General features: G+C 52.2%; 13 protein-coding genes and 1 pseudogene. 6 read left to right on the forward strand and 8 right to left on the reverse strand.

The features are described from left to right. Positions 1–126: 126 nt before the first annotated feature. Entirely contained in the window at positions 127–765 is a 639-nt protein-coding gene (locus E1757_RS18985; protein ID WP_133230976.1) for an O-methyltransferase, read from the forward strand. 112 nt (positions 766–877) lie between these two features. On the opposite strand, the gene E1757_RS18990 is transcribed toward E1757_RS18985, so the two are convergent. The 6 genes from E1757_RS18990 to E1757_RS19015 form a co-directional block, all read right to left on the reverse strand. After that, positions 878–1,066 carry a hypothetical protein gene (locus tag E1757_RS18990; protein WP_133230978.1) on the reverse strand — a complete coding sequence of 63 codons (189 nt, stop codon included), beginning with the start codon at positions 1,064–1,066 and terminating at the stop codon, positions 878–880. A 70-nt stretch (positions 1,067–1,136) separates the two neighbouring features. Further along, a complete protein-coding gene (locus E1757_RS18995; RefSeq protein ID WP_133230980.1) occupies positions 1,137–1,424 on the reverse strand; it encodes a hypothetical protein in 288 nt (95 codons plus the stop codon). 146 nt (positions 1,425–1,570) lie between these two features. Further along, the gene (locus tag E1757_RS19000) at positions 1,571–2,782 is read right to left on the reverse strand and encodes an MFS transporter (RefSeq protein WP_133230981.1); all 1,212 of its coding nucleotides are present in this window, start codon (positions 2,780–2,782) and stop codon (positions 1,571–1,573) included. Between the two features lie 143 nt (positions 2,783–2,925). Then, positions 2,926–3,894, reverse strand: a complete 969-nt coding sequence (locus tag E1757_RS19005) for an ABC transporter ATP-binding protein (RefSeq protein ID WP_133230983.1) — start codon at positions 3,892–3,894, stop codon at positions 2,926–2,928. 96 nt (positions 3,895–3,990) lie between these two features. Beyond that, positions 3,991–4,782 (reverse strand): ABC transporter permease, encoded by a 792-nt coding sequence (locus tag E1757_RS19010; RefSeq protein WP_133230985.1) that lies wholly within the window; start codon positions 4,780–4,782, stop codon positions 3,991–3,993. Beyond that, entirely contained in the window at positions 4,779–5,561 is a 783-nt protein-coding gene (locus E1757_RS19015) for an ABC transporter permease (RefSeq protein WP_133230987.1), read from the reverse strand. The genes E1757_RS19010 and E1757_RS19015 overlap by 4 nt, the downstream gene beginning before the upstream one ends. Positions 5,562–6,044: 483 nt before the next feature. Between E1757_RS19015 and E1757_RS19020 the strand changes: the two genes are divergently transcribed. Then, positions 6,045–7,508 (forward strand): CapA family protein, encoded by a 1,464-nt coding sequence (locus E1757_RS19020; RefSeq protein WP_246079293.1) that lies wholly within the window; start codon positions 6,045–6,047, stop codon positions 7,506–7,508. 164 nt (positions 7,509–7,672) lie between these two features. Next, positions 7,673–8,299: a fumarylacetoacetate hydrolase family protein gene (locus E1757_RS19025; RefSeq protein ID WP_181956666.1), complete on the forward strand. Its 627-nt coding sequence runs from the start codon at positions 7,673–7,675 to the stop codon at positions 8,297–8,299. 88 nt (positions 8,300–8,387) lie between these two features. On the opposite strand, the gene E1757_RS19030 is transcribed toward E1757_RS19025, so the two are convergent. Then, a complete protein-coding gene (locus tag E1757_RS19030; protein WP_246079295.1) occupies positions 8,388–9,560 on the reverse strand; it encodes an HD domain-containing phosphohydrolase in 1,173 nt (390 codons plus the stop codon). Positions 9,561–9,680: 120 nt separating this feature from the next. Between E1757_RS19030 and E1757_RS19035 the strand changes: the two genes are divergently transcribed. After that, entirely contained in the window at positions 9,681–10,538 is an 858-nt protein-coding gene (locus E1757_RS19035; RefSeq protein ID WP_133230989.1) for a DUF92 domain-containing protein, read from the forward strand. Positions 10,539–10,794: 256 nt separating this feature from the next. Here E1757_RS19035 and E1757_RS19040 read toward each other — a convergent pair whose 3' ends face one another. Further along, entirely contained in the window at positions 10,795–13,275 is a 2,481-nt protein-coding gene (locus E1757_RS19040; RefSeq protein ID WP_133230991.1) for a beta-propeller domain-containing protein, read from the reverse strand. A gap of 303 nt (positions 13,276–13,578) precedes the next feature. Between E1757_RS19040 and E1757_RS36540 the strand changes: the two are divergent. Next, positions 13,579–13,947: pseudogene (locus E1757_RS36540) on the forward strand (GNAT family N-acetyltransferase); the annotation flags it as partial. A 120-nt stretch (positions 13,948–14,067) separates the two neighbouring features. After that, on the forward strand, positions 14,068–14,823 hold the full coding sequence (locus tag E1757_RS36545) for a class I SAM-dependent methyltransferase (RefSeq protein ID WP_246079311.1): 756 nt from the start codon (positions 14,068–14,070) through the stop codon (positions 14,821–14,823). The last annotated feature ends 47 nt before the right edge of the window (positions 14,824–14,870 follow it).

Raw genomic sequence — 14,870 nt, forward strand, 5'->3', positions numbered from 1 at the left:
AAGATACATTCGTGACTTAGCGGTATGATTTCTTGCAATATCAAAAAGTTCCCTCGTACCATCGGTTCTTTTGATATTATAGGCGAAACGGTTGGTTTACACAAATTAATGATAGGGAGGCTGAACATGAAGGGAAATTTGACTGCCGAGCAGTATGTCGAGTCGCTTTTGGAACAGGATGCAATGCTGAACAAGGTGAAGGAAGGAATCCGTGAACAGGGGATGCCGGAAATTTCGATTGCGCCAGGCTACGGCAAGCTGCTGACGCTGCTTGTGAAGATGAACGGGGCCAAGCGGGTTTTGGAAATCGGCGCTCTGGGCGGCTACAGCGGCATTTGTTTGGCGAGGGGCTTAAGCGACGACGGCAGGCTCATTTCGTTGGAGCTGAAGCAGGAGTACGCGGATGTGGCGTACCGGCATCTTACGGAAGCGGGGCTGGGCGATAAGGTGTCATACCGCATCGGAGAAGCGTTGGACAGCTTGGTGCAGCTCGGCGAGGAAGGGCAAAGATTCGATGTTTTTTTCATCGATGCGGATAAGGGCAACTACCCGAATTATTTGGAATGGGCGATCAAGCTGGCCAATCCGGGTGCCATTATCGTAGGAGATAACACCCTGATGCATGGCCGCAGCATGGATCCTCGGGAAAAAGGCAACGCAGTGACCCAAATGCGCCTGTTTAACGAAAAAATGACGGGCGATCCTCGTTTGGAAGGCGTCATTCTGCCGGCCTACGATGGCTTGGCGATCGCCAGAGTCCGTTGACTCAGCCTTTGCATAACGGCCGTACATAAACAAAACACCGCTGCAGCTCCGAGGTCGGAAGCAGCCGGTGTTTTTTTCATGCGCGCGCTTCAATAAGCGCTTCCAAATTCGTTCACAATGCTTTCTTAAGGTCGGCTCTGACCGTTTCCGCAGGCGGAGCGATTTCCGGCACGGGCTGCTCACGCTCATTGTTTTTGTAAACGATCCGTTCCGGTTTGTGAATGTCCAAATAGGCCCAATAAAAAATCATCAGTTCGGCGCAAACGATAATAAACAAAATCTTCTTCAGGCTAACCTTCAACCGGCGCACCCCCAATACTTTTCTCGCGGTAAACTAAACGTGCCAGACCTTTACGGAAGGCATTCGACCATTAACCTAATGTCAGCGCAAAAACCATCCAAAGAGCAGCGCCGATTGTAATAAAGAGTACCGTGCCCCAACGCGAATGTACCCAACCGAACATGTGCGCGAGCGCCAATGTCCATAAAATGAACGGCAGCAAGAGCAAATAAATTCCAATCGAAAACATGCCCAGTACGCTCGCGCCGAACCAAAACAATCCCGCAAGCCCGTACATTTTTTGACTTTGGGCCGAAATCGCCAGTATAGTCGTCCATATTCCAACGAATGCCAATAAATAAAATAAGATCGTAAACAAGGCGTACACCCCGCAACCGTTGTGCATACCATATTTTTACATTTACCTTATGCTCCGGTTAGGGTAAGTATACAATATTTTCCGATTGTTGACAAAATGTACAGCTTGTCCGCGAAAGGAAGAAGCGATATTTCCGGTTAGCGGGGTCATTTACCGGCAACAGCCGATTTGTTTTTTACAACCAATGTATAATAAACCCAGTAGGAATTGGCAAACAACAGCACGGAAGAAATTAGAAACAGCTGCTGAATCGTCAAAATTCCGGATATAAAGCCGCCTACTACAGGGCCGATCATATTGCCCAGACTTAAAAAGCTGGTGTTAAAGCTGTAGGAACGGCTTTCCATTCCGTTGGGCGTATATTTGCGGATCAACGAATTGACGGTCGGCAGCAGCCCGCCCATAAACAGGCCGAGAAAGAAGCGCGCGGCGAAAAGCTGCCAAACATTGAGCACGAATGCTTGCGGGATTGTAGCTATGGCGGCGCCGACCAGACAAACGCCCAATATTTTCTCGGGGCCGATCCGATCGGAAAGCTTGCCGAGCAGCGGTGAGGCGATCATATTCGAGAACCCGGTTACCGACCCGACCAGCCCGGCATAGAAGGCTAGAAATTCGCCTTGTCCATGCAGTTCTTGGACAAACAGCGGGATGAGCGGCATGGTGCTCATCAGCGAAAATTGAATGAGAAATGTGACCGTATACAAGGACGGCAGCTGCGGAATATGTTTTAATGCAAGGAAGGCTTCGGCCAGCGACTGCTTCGGTTTTTTTGCGGCGGCCGCAGTGTCGAACGTTTCCTTGACCAGAAACAAGACCAGCAAGGAAGCCGCAAACAACAGCACGCCGGTAATGTAAAAAATGTACTGGTACCCGATCCATTCCGCCATTAAGCCTCCGAGAAAAGGGCCGAGAATTGCTCCCGCCATCGAACCGGACTGTAAGGTCCCCATGGCAAAACCGATTCTGTCTTTGGGCGTATTCGTTGAAATAAGGGCGACGGCCGCAGGCAAAAAGCCCGAAATCGTCCCGTTCAGCATCCGCAAAATAAATAAATGCCACGGTCCGGTGGCAAATCCCATTAATGTCATGACCACCGCCATCCCGAAGCCGGAACGAAGCAGCATCATCTTGCGGCCGTACCGGTCCGCCAATCCGCCCCAGATCGGCTGAAAAATAAATGAGGTGACGAAATTGCCGGCGAAAATAAACCCGGCCCACGTCGCAACTTGATGCGGGTCATGCAGCCCTAATTGTTGCAAATACAAAGGGAGGAACGGGGTAATCATCGTCATTCCGGCCATGACCAGAAATTGTCCGAACCATAGCACGAATAAGTTAACTCTCCAGTTCGCCAAAACAATTTCGCCTCTTTCCGGATGTACGGTATATCCATGCCCGCTTCGCGGGCGGATAATTCAAGCGAGCGCCGTCCCCTCTTCGTAGCGGTCTGACCTTGCGTCTTATCCGCTATTCAAGGCTCCGGCGCTTATAAAGCTTTTTAATATATGCGGTGAATAACCTCTTCAAAATTAGGCTCTTCCATATGAACATCCTCGATGCTGCCCCATTGCTCCAGCTGGCGCAGCACTTCCATCGCCTGAATGGAGCGGCGGTTGCACTGTATGGTCAATTCATTGCCCTGATGGTTGGCGATAAGGAAATTGCCGCTCCATTCGGCGGGAACCGCTACCGGGCCGGCGAAGCTGACTTTCATGACGGTCGGCAGCCCGATTCTATCCCGAAGCTCGCCGATCGTCCCGTCATAGGCGAGCTGCCCATGATTAATGACCATGACACGGGCGCAGAGCTGTTCGATATCGTCCATGTCATGGGTGGTCAGCAATATCGTTTTGCCGAAGTCGCGGTTTAACGATTTTAATAGACTGCGGATCGACTTTTTAGCTACGATATCAAGTCCGATGGTCGGTTCATCCAGAAACAAAATGTCCGGGTTGTGCAGCAGCGATGCGGCTAGATCGGCGCGCATCCTTTGGCCGAGCGACAGCTTGCGGACCGGCGTATCCATGAATTCGTCCATTTGCAGCAGTTCACCCAGTTCAGCCAAGGTGCGTTCTTTAATCGAGCGCTCGATACGGTACATTTCCGCCAGTATATCGTAAGAATCACGGACGGGCAAATCCCACCAAAGCTGGCAGCGCTGACCGAACACAACGCCCAGCTTGCGGACAACCTGGCGCCGGTGCTTGTGCGGGCTGCTGCCGCCAATCAGCACTTCGCCGGAAGTTGGGTGCAAAATGCCTGTCAGCATTTTGATCGTCGTTGATTTCCCCGCGCCGTTAGGGCCGATGTAGCCGACAAACTCGCCCTTTTGGACCGTAAAGCTGATGTCGCTAACAGCCGTTTTTACGCGACGGTCACCGCTGACGTATGATTTGAACCGCTGCCAGCGGCTTTTGCCGGCGATTGGAATGCGGAAAGATTTCGTTAAATTTTTTACCTGGATCATGGAACCACTCCTTTATTCAGTCGTTATATTAACATGTATAACGAACAGGCTGGTCAGGCTAAATCTTCCGCAGGATGTAAAGCTGAACGTAGAGGCTCAGCTTCCGGTACTTTGATAACGGCTGATCCCGAGCTTCCAGAACCGCAGCATGATTCCGAGAAACAAAACCGCGAACGCCAACGTTGCAGGAAGCAGCCAATGTCCGAAATCGTGGCGCAGCACATATAAGGCAGGCACATAGTTGGCTACCCCCATCGGAATAACGGTCAGCAATATGCCTCGCAGCCACATCGGGTACAGCTCCATCGGATATTGAACGGCTGTGCGGGCTGCATCCTCGGTTACATTTTGCAGATCGCTCACCCTTGTTATCCAGAAGCCGACAGTCGCCGTACCAAGCCCGATGGCGAATAAAATGACGGAACCGATAAGAACGAGCGCCAGGGTCTGGGGGATCGCCCACCATCCGATTTGTCCCGTTTGCATCATTTTCTGCATACAAATGGTTAAAATGACGCAGCTTTGAACATATTCGCCGGCCATGACGCGGAAGTTTTGCGACATGAGCGCAAGCAGCAGCGGAATAGGGCGGATCAGCAGCTGATCGAGGTCGCCGGAAATTAAATATTTTTCAATGTGATGCACGTCGTTGGCCAGGCTGCGGTAAAACGCTTTGGACAGCAGGATCGTAGCATATAAGTAACCGATTTCATAAATGGACCAGCCTTTTAAGCTGCCAAACTTCCACAGAATAAGGGAAATAAGCAGAAATTCCATCGCGTTTATAAGCGCCGCCAGCACGGTGGAAAACCAGAAATTCCATTTGTACTGCATTCTGCTGCGAATGCTGGCGCGAATCAATAGGCCGTACATCCGGATCATATTCATCCTCCCTGCACCTCCAGCTTATTCCGGACTGCGGCGGTTACCGCCAGGCACAGCACAGTCAGCCCGAGGCTCCATACGGCGGAACCGGCCAGCAGGGAAGGAGGCTCCATGCCGAGATACAGCTTGGTCGGAACATACTGTAAATAAGGGTAAAAGGAGAGACGGCTAATCCGCTGCAGCCAGTCCGGCAGCCATTCCAGCGGGATCAAAAACCCGGACAGGACGGTCGAAAGCGAAAAATGCACCCAAAACAACCAGTTCGATTCCGTTGTCCAGAGTGCGGTCACGCCGATCAAGTAGTTGATGCAAATATTCATGTAAGCCGCCAAAACAAGCGCTGTCACGGTCCAAAGCCAGGTTGCGGCATGATACGGCACCGGCAGGTTCAGCAGCCATAAATAAAGAAAATAGATCGGCACCGATTTATAAAGCAGCTGATAGCCGACCTGCCCCCATTCCCGCGCCATCAAATGGTAGAACAGGTGAACCGGCCGCATCAGATCGAGTGAGATCTGTCCTGTCCTGACGGAGCGTTCGATGCCCAGGCCATTGGTGATGAACAGCGTAATCCATAGGCAGATCTGGTTGAAGGCAACGTAATGAATGACATTTTGCAGCGTGTAGCCGGATGCTCCCGCTTGACCGGGATCTCCGATTCCTTTCCAAATCGACACGTAAATAAGCCCGAATATCCCGCTGGCTACGGTATTGATCGCATGCGAGGACCGGTACTGCAAGTTTCGGGCATACGCCTTTTTCACTAATACGGGAAAAAGCATAGACACCTCCGGCTGATGAAGTTGTAATTGCGTGCAGCTTGGTGATGGGCCTGCTGGTAACGGCAGCAAGCAAGAGCTTCAATGAAAGAAGTAGAATTGTAAAGCTTGAAGACTGATTTGAGAGGGTGTATGCGTAGAGTTGAAAAGAGACGCGAGAGATATCATACCAAAATTGGTGTGCAGTTGGCAATCCTTTTTTTTTATTATAAGTTCGGGGCTCCCCGCAAAGTACCTGAATCAGCTTCGAAGCAAGGCCCCACTTTGTGGGGATATTTTAATTCTATGGATTCATGACCTGAAGTTTAATATTTGCTATAATAATCCATAGGCTGTTTTTAACCGATGAAGCGCTGCGGCACCGCAATGCCGGGGAATGATCGATTAAAGGAGTAGGTACTCATAGAATCTCGCAAAAAAAAATACAGCAAGGAAAAAACGGTAAAACATAAACGGAACACGTGGATCACCATTGCGGTTTTATCCGTGTTGACGATCGCTTCCTTCAGCTACTTGATGGTGTGGCTGTCGGAGAAGGATACGACAAGAGCCTCGGAGCCTCCGGCCGCTGCAAGCCCGCCTGTTGATCAGGCCAAGCAGCCGGGAGGGACGAATCCGGCCGCCCCGGGACAGCCGGGCAGCGGCGCGAAGGATCAGCCGGGGTCGACCGGGGGGTCCGCGCCGGAGGCTAATGCCGGAACGGCAGTCGGGACCGATAGCGGCAAACCGGTCGTCAGTCCGCCCGCTGCGGACGTCAAGCTGTCGTTTGTGGGCGATGTGATGTTTGCAAGCAAGGTGGAGGATTTGCTGAAGAAGAACGGCTGGGATTATCCGTACCATTACGTCAAAGATTATTTGACGAAAGCGGATATTACAGTCGCCAACCTGGAGACGCCGATCTCGACGCGAGGCACTCCCCAATTCAAAGAATACATATACCGTTCCTCGCCGGACGCGCTTCCTGCATTCAAAGAGGCCGGTTTCGACATCGTCAACGCTTCGAATAATCATATTCTGGATTACGGCCAGGACGCGCTGCTCGATACGATGGATGAGCTGGACAAAATCGGGATCAAGCGTGTCGGTATCGGCCGAAACAGTCAGGAAGCGTACGGACACGAGATCATCGAACATAACGGAATCAAGGTCGCGTTCCTCGGATTTAGCCGCGTCGTTCCGGAAACGGGCTGGTTCGCCGGAAACAACAAGCCCGGCTTGGCGGAAACCTATTCGACCAAGCTGCCGCTCGAGGCGATAGCCAAGGCGCGCGAGGAGGCCGATCTGGTCGTTGTCTTCGCCCACTGGGGCGTGGAGCGCAAGGATAGGCCCGTCAAGGAGCAGACGGAGTTGGCGCATAAATATATCGACCAGGGCGCGGATTTGGTCATTGCCAGCCATCCGCATGTGCTTCAGGGCTTCGAGCAGTACAAAGGCAAGTGGATCGCTTACAGTCTTGGCAACTTTATATTTACGACGAATACGGAACCGGCCACTTGGGAGTCGATGATTTTGAACGCGACCTGTACGAAGGAGCGGTCATGCGATCTTCAAATGATTCCGATTTTGACGAAAGGCGCACAGCCGGTTCGCATGACCGAAGAGGATGGGGCCAAGCTGTTTGATAAAATGTCCCGGATCTCCGTCAACGCCAAGCTGGATTTGGATGGAAAGGTGACTTGGTCCGATAAGGCGCCGGAACCGCCAGCTTCCGACTCTGCGCCACCGGCCAAGCCGCCGGCGGCGCAAACGCAGCAGAAGCAGCAGAACGCCCCTAATAAACCGGCAGGCGGAGGGGCCGCCGCAGGAGCCAACGGCGGTACCAATGCCGCGAGCGGAAAAACAACCCCTGCCCAGCCCGCAGGAAAGCCTGCGTCAGGCGGAGCGGCGAAGCACGAGCCGCCAAATGCCGCATCGCATCAGGAGCCGGAAGCTTCGAAAAAACAGCCTTAGTTTTACGGACTGCGGCAGCCGGTATTTGCTTAACCGCGGTCGCTCATCTTGGATAGGCCTCGATAGAGGTTCTTATTGTAGCTTCAATCAAGATGGCTTATAATGTGAGGATAGGTTACACGTTTTCAATTCATTATTATTTTATCATCTGGAGGATGAGCATCATGGAATCGATTCGCAATATATATTGCGTTGGACGCAATTACGGTCTTCATGCGGCCGAGCTGGGGAACGATGTGCCGGAGGAACCGATGATCTTCATCAAGCCGACACATTCGCTGGTCGGGATTCAAGGTCAAACGATCGGACTTCCCGGCAATCGCGGCGAGGTCCATTATGAGACGGAGCTTGTTCTTCATATCGGCCAAGATTATAAGCCCGGTGCCCAGGTCGACGAGCTGGTGGACCAAATGGCGCTCGGTATTGATTTAACGCTGCGCGACGTACAATCGGTCATTAAGAAAAAGGGGCACCCGTGGCTGCCGGCCAAGGGCTTCCTGAATTCGGCGCCGATTTCGGAGTTTCGTCCGTTCACCGGCTTCGAGTCCGTTAAACAGACGGAATTTTCACTTCGCAAAAACGGGGAGGAAGTTCAGCGCGGCAATATTAACGACATGATCTTCAACCTTCAGGTAATAATCGATTATATTGCGGAGCATTTTGGCTTGGGTAAAGGCGATATTATTTATACCGGAACGCCTGCAGGCGTAGCGTCTTTGAAGTCGGGCGACCGGCTGGAGCTGTTATGGGGCGAGGAATTGTTCGGAGCATTTACGGTAGAACTGAAATAATAGAAGAGGAGGCGCCGCTTTATGCAGCGCCTCCTGTCTGTTTGCATGGAGAGAAACAAACTCGCATGGCATCCAGTCTGGCTCGGCTTCAGCCAAGTGCAATATCCGAGTATTGCTCGCGGATTTCGAGAATTTTCGGCAGCTGTTCGATGAACGCGTCGACGACCTGCGGATCGAAATGCTCGCCGCGTTCTTCTTTGAATAAATTCAAAATGCGGTCCAGCTCCCAGGCGGCTTTATATACCCGAGCGCTTCCAAGCGCATCAAACACGTCGGCGATTGCCGTAATCCGGCCGTATATATGTATTTCTTCGCCCTTCAAGCCTTGCGGGTAACCGCGTCCGTTCCATTTCTCGTGATGCTGGTGGGCGACGATGGCTGCCGTAGTCAAAATGCGCCGCTTGGAGTTTTTGAGCAGCCCGTAGCCGATCTCCGTATGGGATTTCATAATATCGAATTCTTCGTCGGTCAGCTTGCCCGGTTTTTTCAGTACGGCGTCGGGAATGGCGACCTTTCCGATATCGTGCATGGGCGAGGCGATCTTCAGCAGCTCGGCTTCCTCCTCGCTCATTCCGAGGCCGAGCGCTAATAGATACGAGTATTCCGCCACCCGTTTGACGTGATTTCCCGTTTCCTTGGAACGGCTCTCGCCGATTTCGCCCATTGTAAATATAATTTCCTTCTGCGTTTCCTCGATTTCATGAGAGAGCAGCGCAGATTCGAGCGATTTCCCGGCGTAGGAGGCCGCGAGCGAGAGATGCTCCAAATCTTTGACGGAAAATTGCTCCTGCTCCGTCAGCTTGTTGACCGCTTGATAAGCTCCCATAATTTCGCCTTCGTTGTTGCGAAACGGAATAACCATCAGCGATTTCGTCCGGTAGCCGGTTTTTTTGTCCATGGCGATGGCGCCGCTTTCCAGCACGTCCTTGAACTCGATGTTTTGGTAGGCGTCATCGATGAATATAGGCTTGCCGGTGGCGATGGAATGACCGACCAGGCCTGCGCTGCCGGGCATGCGCAGCGGAGGAACGCCGTGGGCAACCGTTGAATAAACTTCATTCTTTTGCTTATCCAGCAGCCATACCGTACAACGGTCGGAAACGATCATTTCGCGTCCCATATCGGCCATCAGCATAAGCAGATGATCCAGGCGGCGTTCATTGGCGATTTTCGCGGCATATTCGAATATAATTCGAAGCATTTCTTGAGGCTGTAAATCCTTTTTGAGCTTGCGCATTCCTAATTGGTGAGTTTCGTGCACAAATTGTCCCCCTATGGATTAGCCGTTTTTCATCATAAGAAAATCATATTATAATGGCTGTAGGCTGTAAATAAATTTATTGTTGGATTTTATCGAAACCTATAGGAATGGGGAACCGGAATGTGGGTCGATGTATGCATAGGGCTGACGGCCAGCCTGCTGATCGCCGGAGCCGCTTATGCGAAAAGGTCGCTGTCGGGCTCGGGCGCCGCGGCGGCGGTTGCAGTCGGAACGATTTTGTATGCGTGGGGCGGGCTGCCTTGGTACGGCACGCTGCTCGTGTTCTTTATTACGTCAACCGCTTTGACCAAGTGGAGGCATAAACAGAAAGCGGTCATAGAGGAGGGCTATGCGAAGTCCGGCCGCAGAGATGCGGGCCAGGTTCTCGCGAACGGCGGCATCGGCATGCTGCTCTGCATCGGCGGCAGCTTATGGCCGCACCCGTTATGGTGGGCGGCCTACATAGGCGTGATGGCGACCGTCAACGCGGATACATGGGCGACCGAAATTGGCGGCTCCAGCCGTCAGCTCCCGCGATCAATCGTCACTGGCCGCAAGGTGCCGGCCGGAACGTCAGGCGGCGTTACATGGTTAGGACTGGCCGCATCTTTGGGCGGCGGCTTGATCATCGGCGCCTCAGGGTGGATATTTGTCCGCTGGGGGGGCGGCGGGGGACTGGCCGGAACGGCAATCGCCGAGCTTTCGTCGACCTGGCTTTACGGCTTGGGCGCCCTTCTGCTGCTGGGCGCAGCCGGGGGATTGCTAGGCTCGCTGGCCGATTCATGGCTCGGGGCTGTCCTGCAGGTTATGTACCGCTGCCGGGTATGTGGCAAAGACATAGAAAAAAACCGCCACTGCGATTCGCCGGCGGTTCGAATTCGCGGCCTTCCCGTTATGACTAACGATGCCGTGAATATGATCAGCTCATTATTGGGCGGTGCTGTCTGCCTGGGTTTGTATGTGTGGATGGTTAGTTAATAACGCCCGCCGTTCTAGCGAGGGTCGGTTTTGTTCATAACCCAGATCAACAAGCCCAGCGCGCCAAGTACGATAAGAAATGAGACGGCAAGAATTCCGGTAACCAATTGCCTTACCTCCAGTATGCTTACTCATCGATCATTAACCTTTTTCAGGCCGCATGAAACAACGGCACAGCCGTCTGAAACCATAAACAACCCGCTGTCCCTATCCGGTAACATAGCCGGGGGAAGCGGGTCGTTATATGACGATGAGATTATGGCAGGTCAATGGATTTAACGTCCTGCATCGAAGACGCGTCCGTCGCTTTCAGTACTTGCTGCGAGGCGGTATACAAAATGTCGCCGATGTATAAAATTCGTTCGATGCTGCGCCCGACGGGACCCATATACTGACCGGCTTTCATATAATCGTCGCTGGTCAGATGCGTAATTTTTCCCTTCAGCTTAAAACCTCCGCTCAAATCGATGTTGTACACATAAGCTCCCTGGAATGCGAATTGGCCGTACTGCGAAGCCGCATCCGCTTTAGACGCCGTGCCGTTCGCCGAATTTGTCTCTCTGACGGTGACCGGGAATGCGAGCAGGTTTTTCTCTTTCGAGAACAGCAGCGCCTTATGATTATGGAGCAGCTCGGATTCAGTGCCTCGGCCGCCTATCGTTTCGCTGTACAGCTCTTTCGGATTGGCGACATCGCTGACGTCGAACATGGCCATTTTCATACCTTGATAATACGCGACCGTGTTTTGATTTTCGCCGCTGCCGTAATTGTTCGTCACTTCGACCGCATCCTTGCCGAAACCGATCAGATGGTTTTCATCATATGGATGCAAATAGTTGCTGTAGCCTGGTATTTTCAGCTTTCCTAATATTTTTGGCTGCTGCGGTTCCTTCAAGTCGATGACGAACAGCGGGTCTACCGTTCGGAAGGTGACCATATATGCTCTGTTTCCGGCGTAGCGAACGGAATAAATTTGCTCGCCCGGTGCGATATCCTCGATTTTTCCGGCAATGTTCATCGCATCATCCAGCACGTACATATTGTTTTTGGAGGTGAACTCGCCTTCCATGCCGGCGAAGCCTTTTGTCGTTGCGATCCGGAAATAGCCGTTGTACTCGTCCATGGAAAACTGATTCAACGCTCTTCCCGGCACTTTTCCGCGTCCGGTGTAAAGCACCTTGCCTTGGTCCATAGCGAATTTATAAATAACGCTGTTCGTTTCGCTCGGGCCGATACGTATTTTTTTCGGGGCGGCAATCGACTCGGATTCGGCCATAGGCTGCACGACCGAGGTGTATTCTTCCGTCGTCACATACAGTTGCTTCTGTGAAGCGTACACTTGATTTCCGGAGCCCAGATAGCTTGTGACATCTATTTTTTGCTCAGGCTGATCGAGATTAAGACCGGCTACCATCAAATAATTAGGCTGCACGGATTTCGGGAAATAACGGATATCCTCAAAGCCTATTTTTACAAACGCTTCGCTGCCCGAGGCTGAATCCCGATAGGAAGGTACTGCTTCCGCAGCGGCTTTCTGCCGTTCCTCGGCCGAGCTTTCTTTGCGCAGCAGCGGATATACGTTAAGTCCTTTGTTTGCCACCAGATAAAGGGAGGAACCGACCTTGCGCGACGAGACGTAATGCCCTTCCAGCTCGGCTTCGCGGATTTTTTTCACGTTGGTGCGGTCGCCCAGCTCATATACGATTGCCTTCGTCGTCGAAACAACGCTGCCGATCGGCTGCATGATCATTTTCTGAGCCGCAGGCGAGCTGACGGAACGCTGTTCGGACGATTGAACGGATGCAGGGGCAGCGGGACCGCTTTGGGCAGGGTATGCTCTGTCGTCGTTCCGATAGGCGGTGCTTCCGACTACAACCATATACTTGTCGTCAATATACAGCTCGCTCGCGCGGAAGCTTTTATCCTCGAAAGCGACCGTTTGGACCACCTTCATTTGGTCGGCGGGATAAGCCGCTGTAATGATGACGCGATTTTTATTCATTTGATAGATGTAGCTTCCATCCGTTTTAATGATGTCGGCTTCATCGACGCCCTCGACCTGCACATTTGTTTCGGAATATTCAGCCTTGACATTCGCTTTCGCTTCCGTCTGCGCCTGTTCCCGCATTGCAGCGGCCGGGGTAGAGGCGGATGCGCTGTCCGACGTTACGGATGCCGACGATTTTTCCTTCATAGCAGGCATGGCTACTGCTTTCATCGTCAAATTGTCGGAAGCGCCGGATTCTTTGAGCAATTCCACCATATGTTCAATGGAACCGACAGTCGGCAAGCTCTGATCCGCATCATAAATAGCGACCGTTTTGTTCATACCGTCCCAATACACGTTAAAATCAAACGATTCGCTGAAGAAACGAAGCGGTACGAACAATTTGCCATCCTCCAGCTTGGGCGCGGCTTCCAGCGTAACCGGCTGATCGCCGCGCGTCGCCTGAACGCTATCCAGCGTCAGCTTGATGCTGCGTTCGCCTTTTGCGGCGGAAGCCGTCTGTCCTCCCTCGTTCCAGTCGACCTGAACGCCCAACGCTTCCGATAAATCGCGCAGCGGCACCATGATCGAATTGCCTTCCATTACCGGCCTGGAGCTGAAAGCGACGGCTTGCCCGTTCAGGCTTAACCCGATTTCCGGCTGTATTTCCGTCGCCGCAGAGGGCATCGAAGCGCCTGATGAGAATAAGGTAACGGCAAGAAGACATGCGAGCGGTAACACTTTCTTCATTACAAACCCCTCCCGAACCATTTTGTACAATGTTTCCAATCATTTCTTCTAACGAAGGAGGCGGCCGATATGTTACAGCAAGCGGAGGAAAATTTTATAATCAATAAATACGGCTTAGCCAATGGGGAATTATGGTAAAATGATATTAATTCAGCCGGCTGGACAAAGCCGCGTTCAATAGGGATAAATGGCAGGTGATGGATTCAAATGCTTACTATGCGCAAAGCGGGACTCGCCGATCTGGAGTTTTTAATACGAATCGATTTGAAAAATGACGGTTACACAGCTTCAGACCTAGTGGAAATGACGCAGCAGGAGCTGGCCGAGCATCGCGCCAAAATAAAACGCTATCTCACCGACGACTATAAAGGCGCATTTGTGTTTGAAGCTTCGGGAGTGAACGAACGGGTGGGCATGATCATGTACTCTATAGCCAATCGAGATGCAGAGTATCCATGGAAAACCATTTTCCATGAACTAGATCGCAGCTGGTTTCCAAACGATGGCCGATTCATTGAAATTTTCGGATTATGGGTCCATCCCGGCTATCGCAGGTCAGGCTTGGCGACCCGGCTCAAACTGAAGCTGGAGGAGGAAGCCCGCGATCGTCATATCGATGTCATATACACGCATACCGAGGAAGCGAATGACCATGTTGTTGCGCTTAATTGGAAGCTGGGCTACCGGGAAGTGCGCCGAGGTCCGATATGGGATGATACCGTTCGCGTCAGCCTCATAAAGTGGCTGGACGATGCTGGAAACCGTAAAAACTTACCGGAAAAGTGGGGACAAATGAAAAGTTCGAATGAATCGGCAACTAATCAATTTTACGAAGCGGTCGGACGCGTGAACGGCTGGAATTTCAGCCGGCTTAAAGTTAGCTCCGAGGGCGTTGCCTGGAATTATTATGACGAAGTGGCCCGCAGATGCGGTACAGCCGATTTGCTGCTCGATGTGGGGACGGGAGGAGGGGAAGGGCTGCTAACGATCGCCGGCTCTGCCTTGCTGCTGATCGGAATCGATCGGTCGGCCGGCATGATCGAAACGGCGAAACGGAATGCACAAAGCGCGAATGCGGCGAACGTGCGGTTTTTCCAAATGGACTCGGAACATCTCCTGTTCCCGGATGGTTTGTTTCATGTGGCGGCCTGCCGTCATGCTCCGTTTTGCGCCGGGGAAATCGCCCGATTGTTGGTTAGCGGCGGGGTCTTTATTACGCAGCAGGTCGGAGAGAGCGATAAACGCAATCTTGCGCAAGCGTTTGGCAGGGGCCAGCATACGGATGCCGACGGGACGCTGAAAAATAAATATATAACAGAATTGCAAGAAGCCGGTTTTTCGGATATCCAATCGTTTGAATATGACGCAGTTGAATATTACGCAACGTATGAGGACTTGTTGTTTCTGCTGATGCATACGCCAATCATACCCGATTTTGGCCGCGACGAACATGATTTCAGCGTGCTTCGGTCGTTTATCGACGCGAATCAAACCGAGAAAGGGATTCAAACGAATGCCAGTCGGTTTATGCTGATTGCAACGAAATAAAGCTCTGTTCACAACACACAAGCCCGGGGCGCGCCCCGGGCTTGTGT

This window comes from Paenibacillus piri, from assembly GCF_004354045.1.
Classification (GTDB): domain Bacteria; phylum Bacillota; class Bacilli; order Paenibacillales; family NBRC-103111; genus Paenibacillus_S; species Paenibacillus_S piri.

Excerpts from the sequence above, each read along its gene's own strand:
- E1757_RS18985 (WP_133230976.1), top strand. The coding sequence starts at position 127 with ATGAAGGGAAATTTGACTGCCGAGCAGTATGTCGAGTCGCTTTTGGAA.
- E1757_RS19005 (WP_133230983.1), bottom strand. The coding sequence starts at position 3,894 with ATGATCCAGGTAAAAAATTTAACGAAATCTTTCCGCATTCCAATCGCC.
- E1757_RS19010 (WP_133230985.1), bottom strand. The coding sequence starts at position 4,782 with ATGAATATGATCCGGATGTACGGCCTATTGATTCGCGCCAGCATTCGC.
- E1757_RS19015 (WP_133230987.1), bottom strand. The coding sequence starts at position 5,561 with ATGCTTTTTCCCGTATTAGTGAAAAAGGCGTATGCCCGAAACTTGCAG.
- E1757_RS19025 (WP_181956666.1), top strand. The coding sequence starts at position 7,673 with ATGGAATCGATTCGCAATATATATTGCGTTGGACGCAATTACGGTCTT.
- E1757_RS19035 (WP_133230989.1), top strand. The coding sequence starts at position 9,681 with ATGTGGGTCGATGTATGCATAGGGCTGACGGCCAGCCTGCTGATCGCC.
- E1757_RS19040 (WP_133230991.1), bottom strand. The coding sequence starts at position 13,275 with ATGAAGAAAGTGTTACCGCTCGCATGTCTTCTTGCCGTTACCTTATTC.
- E1757_RS36545 (WP_246079311.1), top strand. The coding sequence starts at position 14,068 with ATGAAAAGTTCGAATGAATCGGCAACTAATCAATTTTACGAAGCGGTC.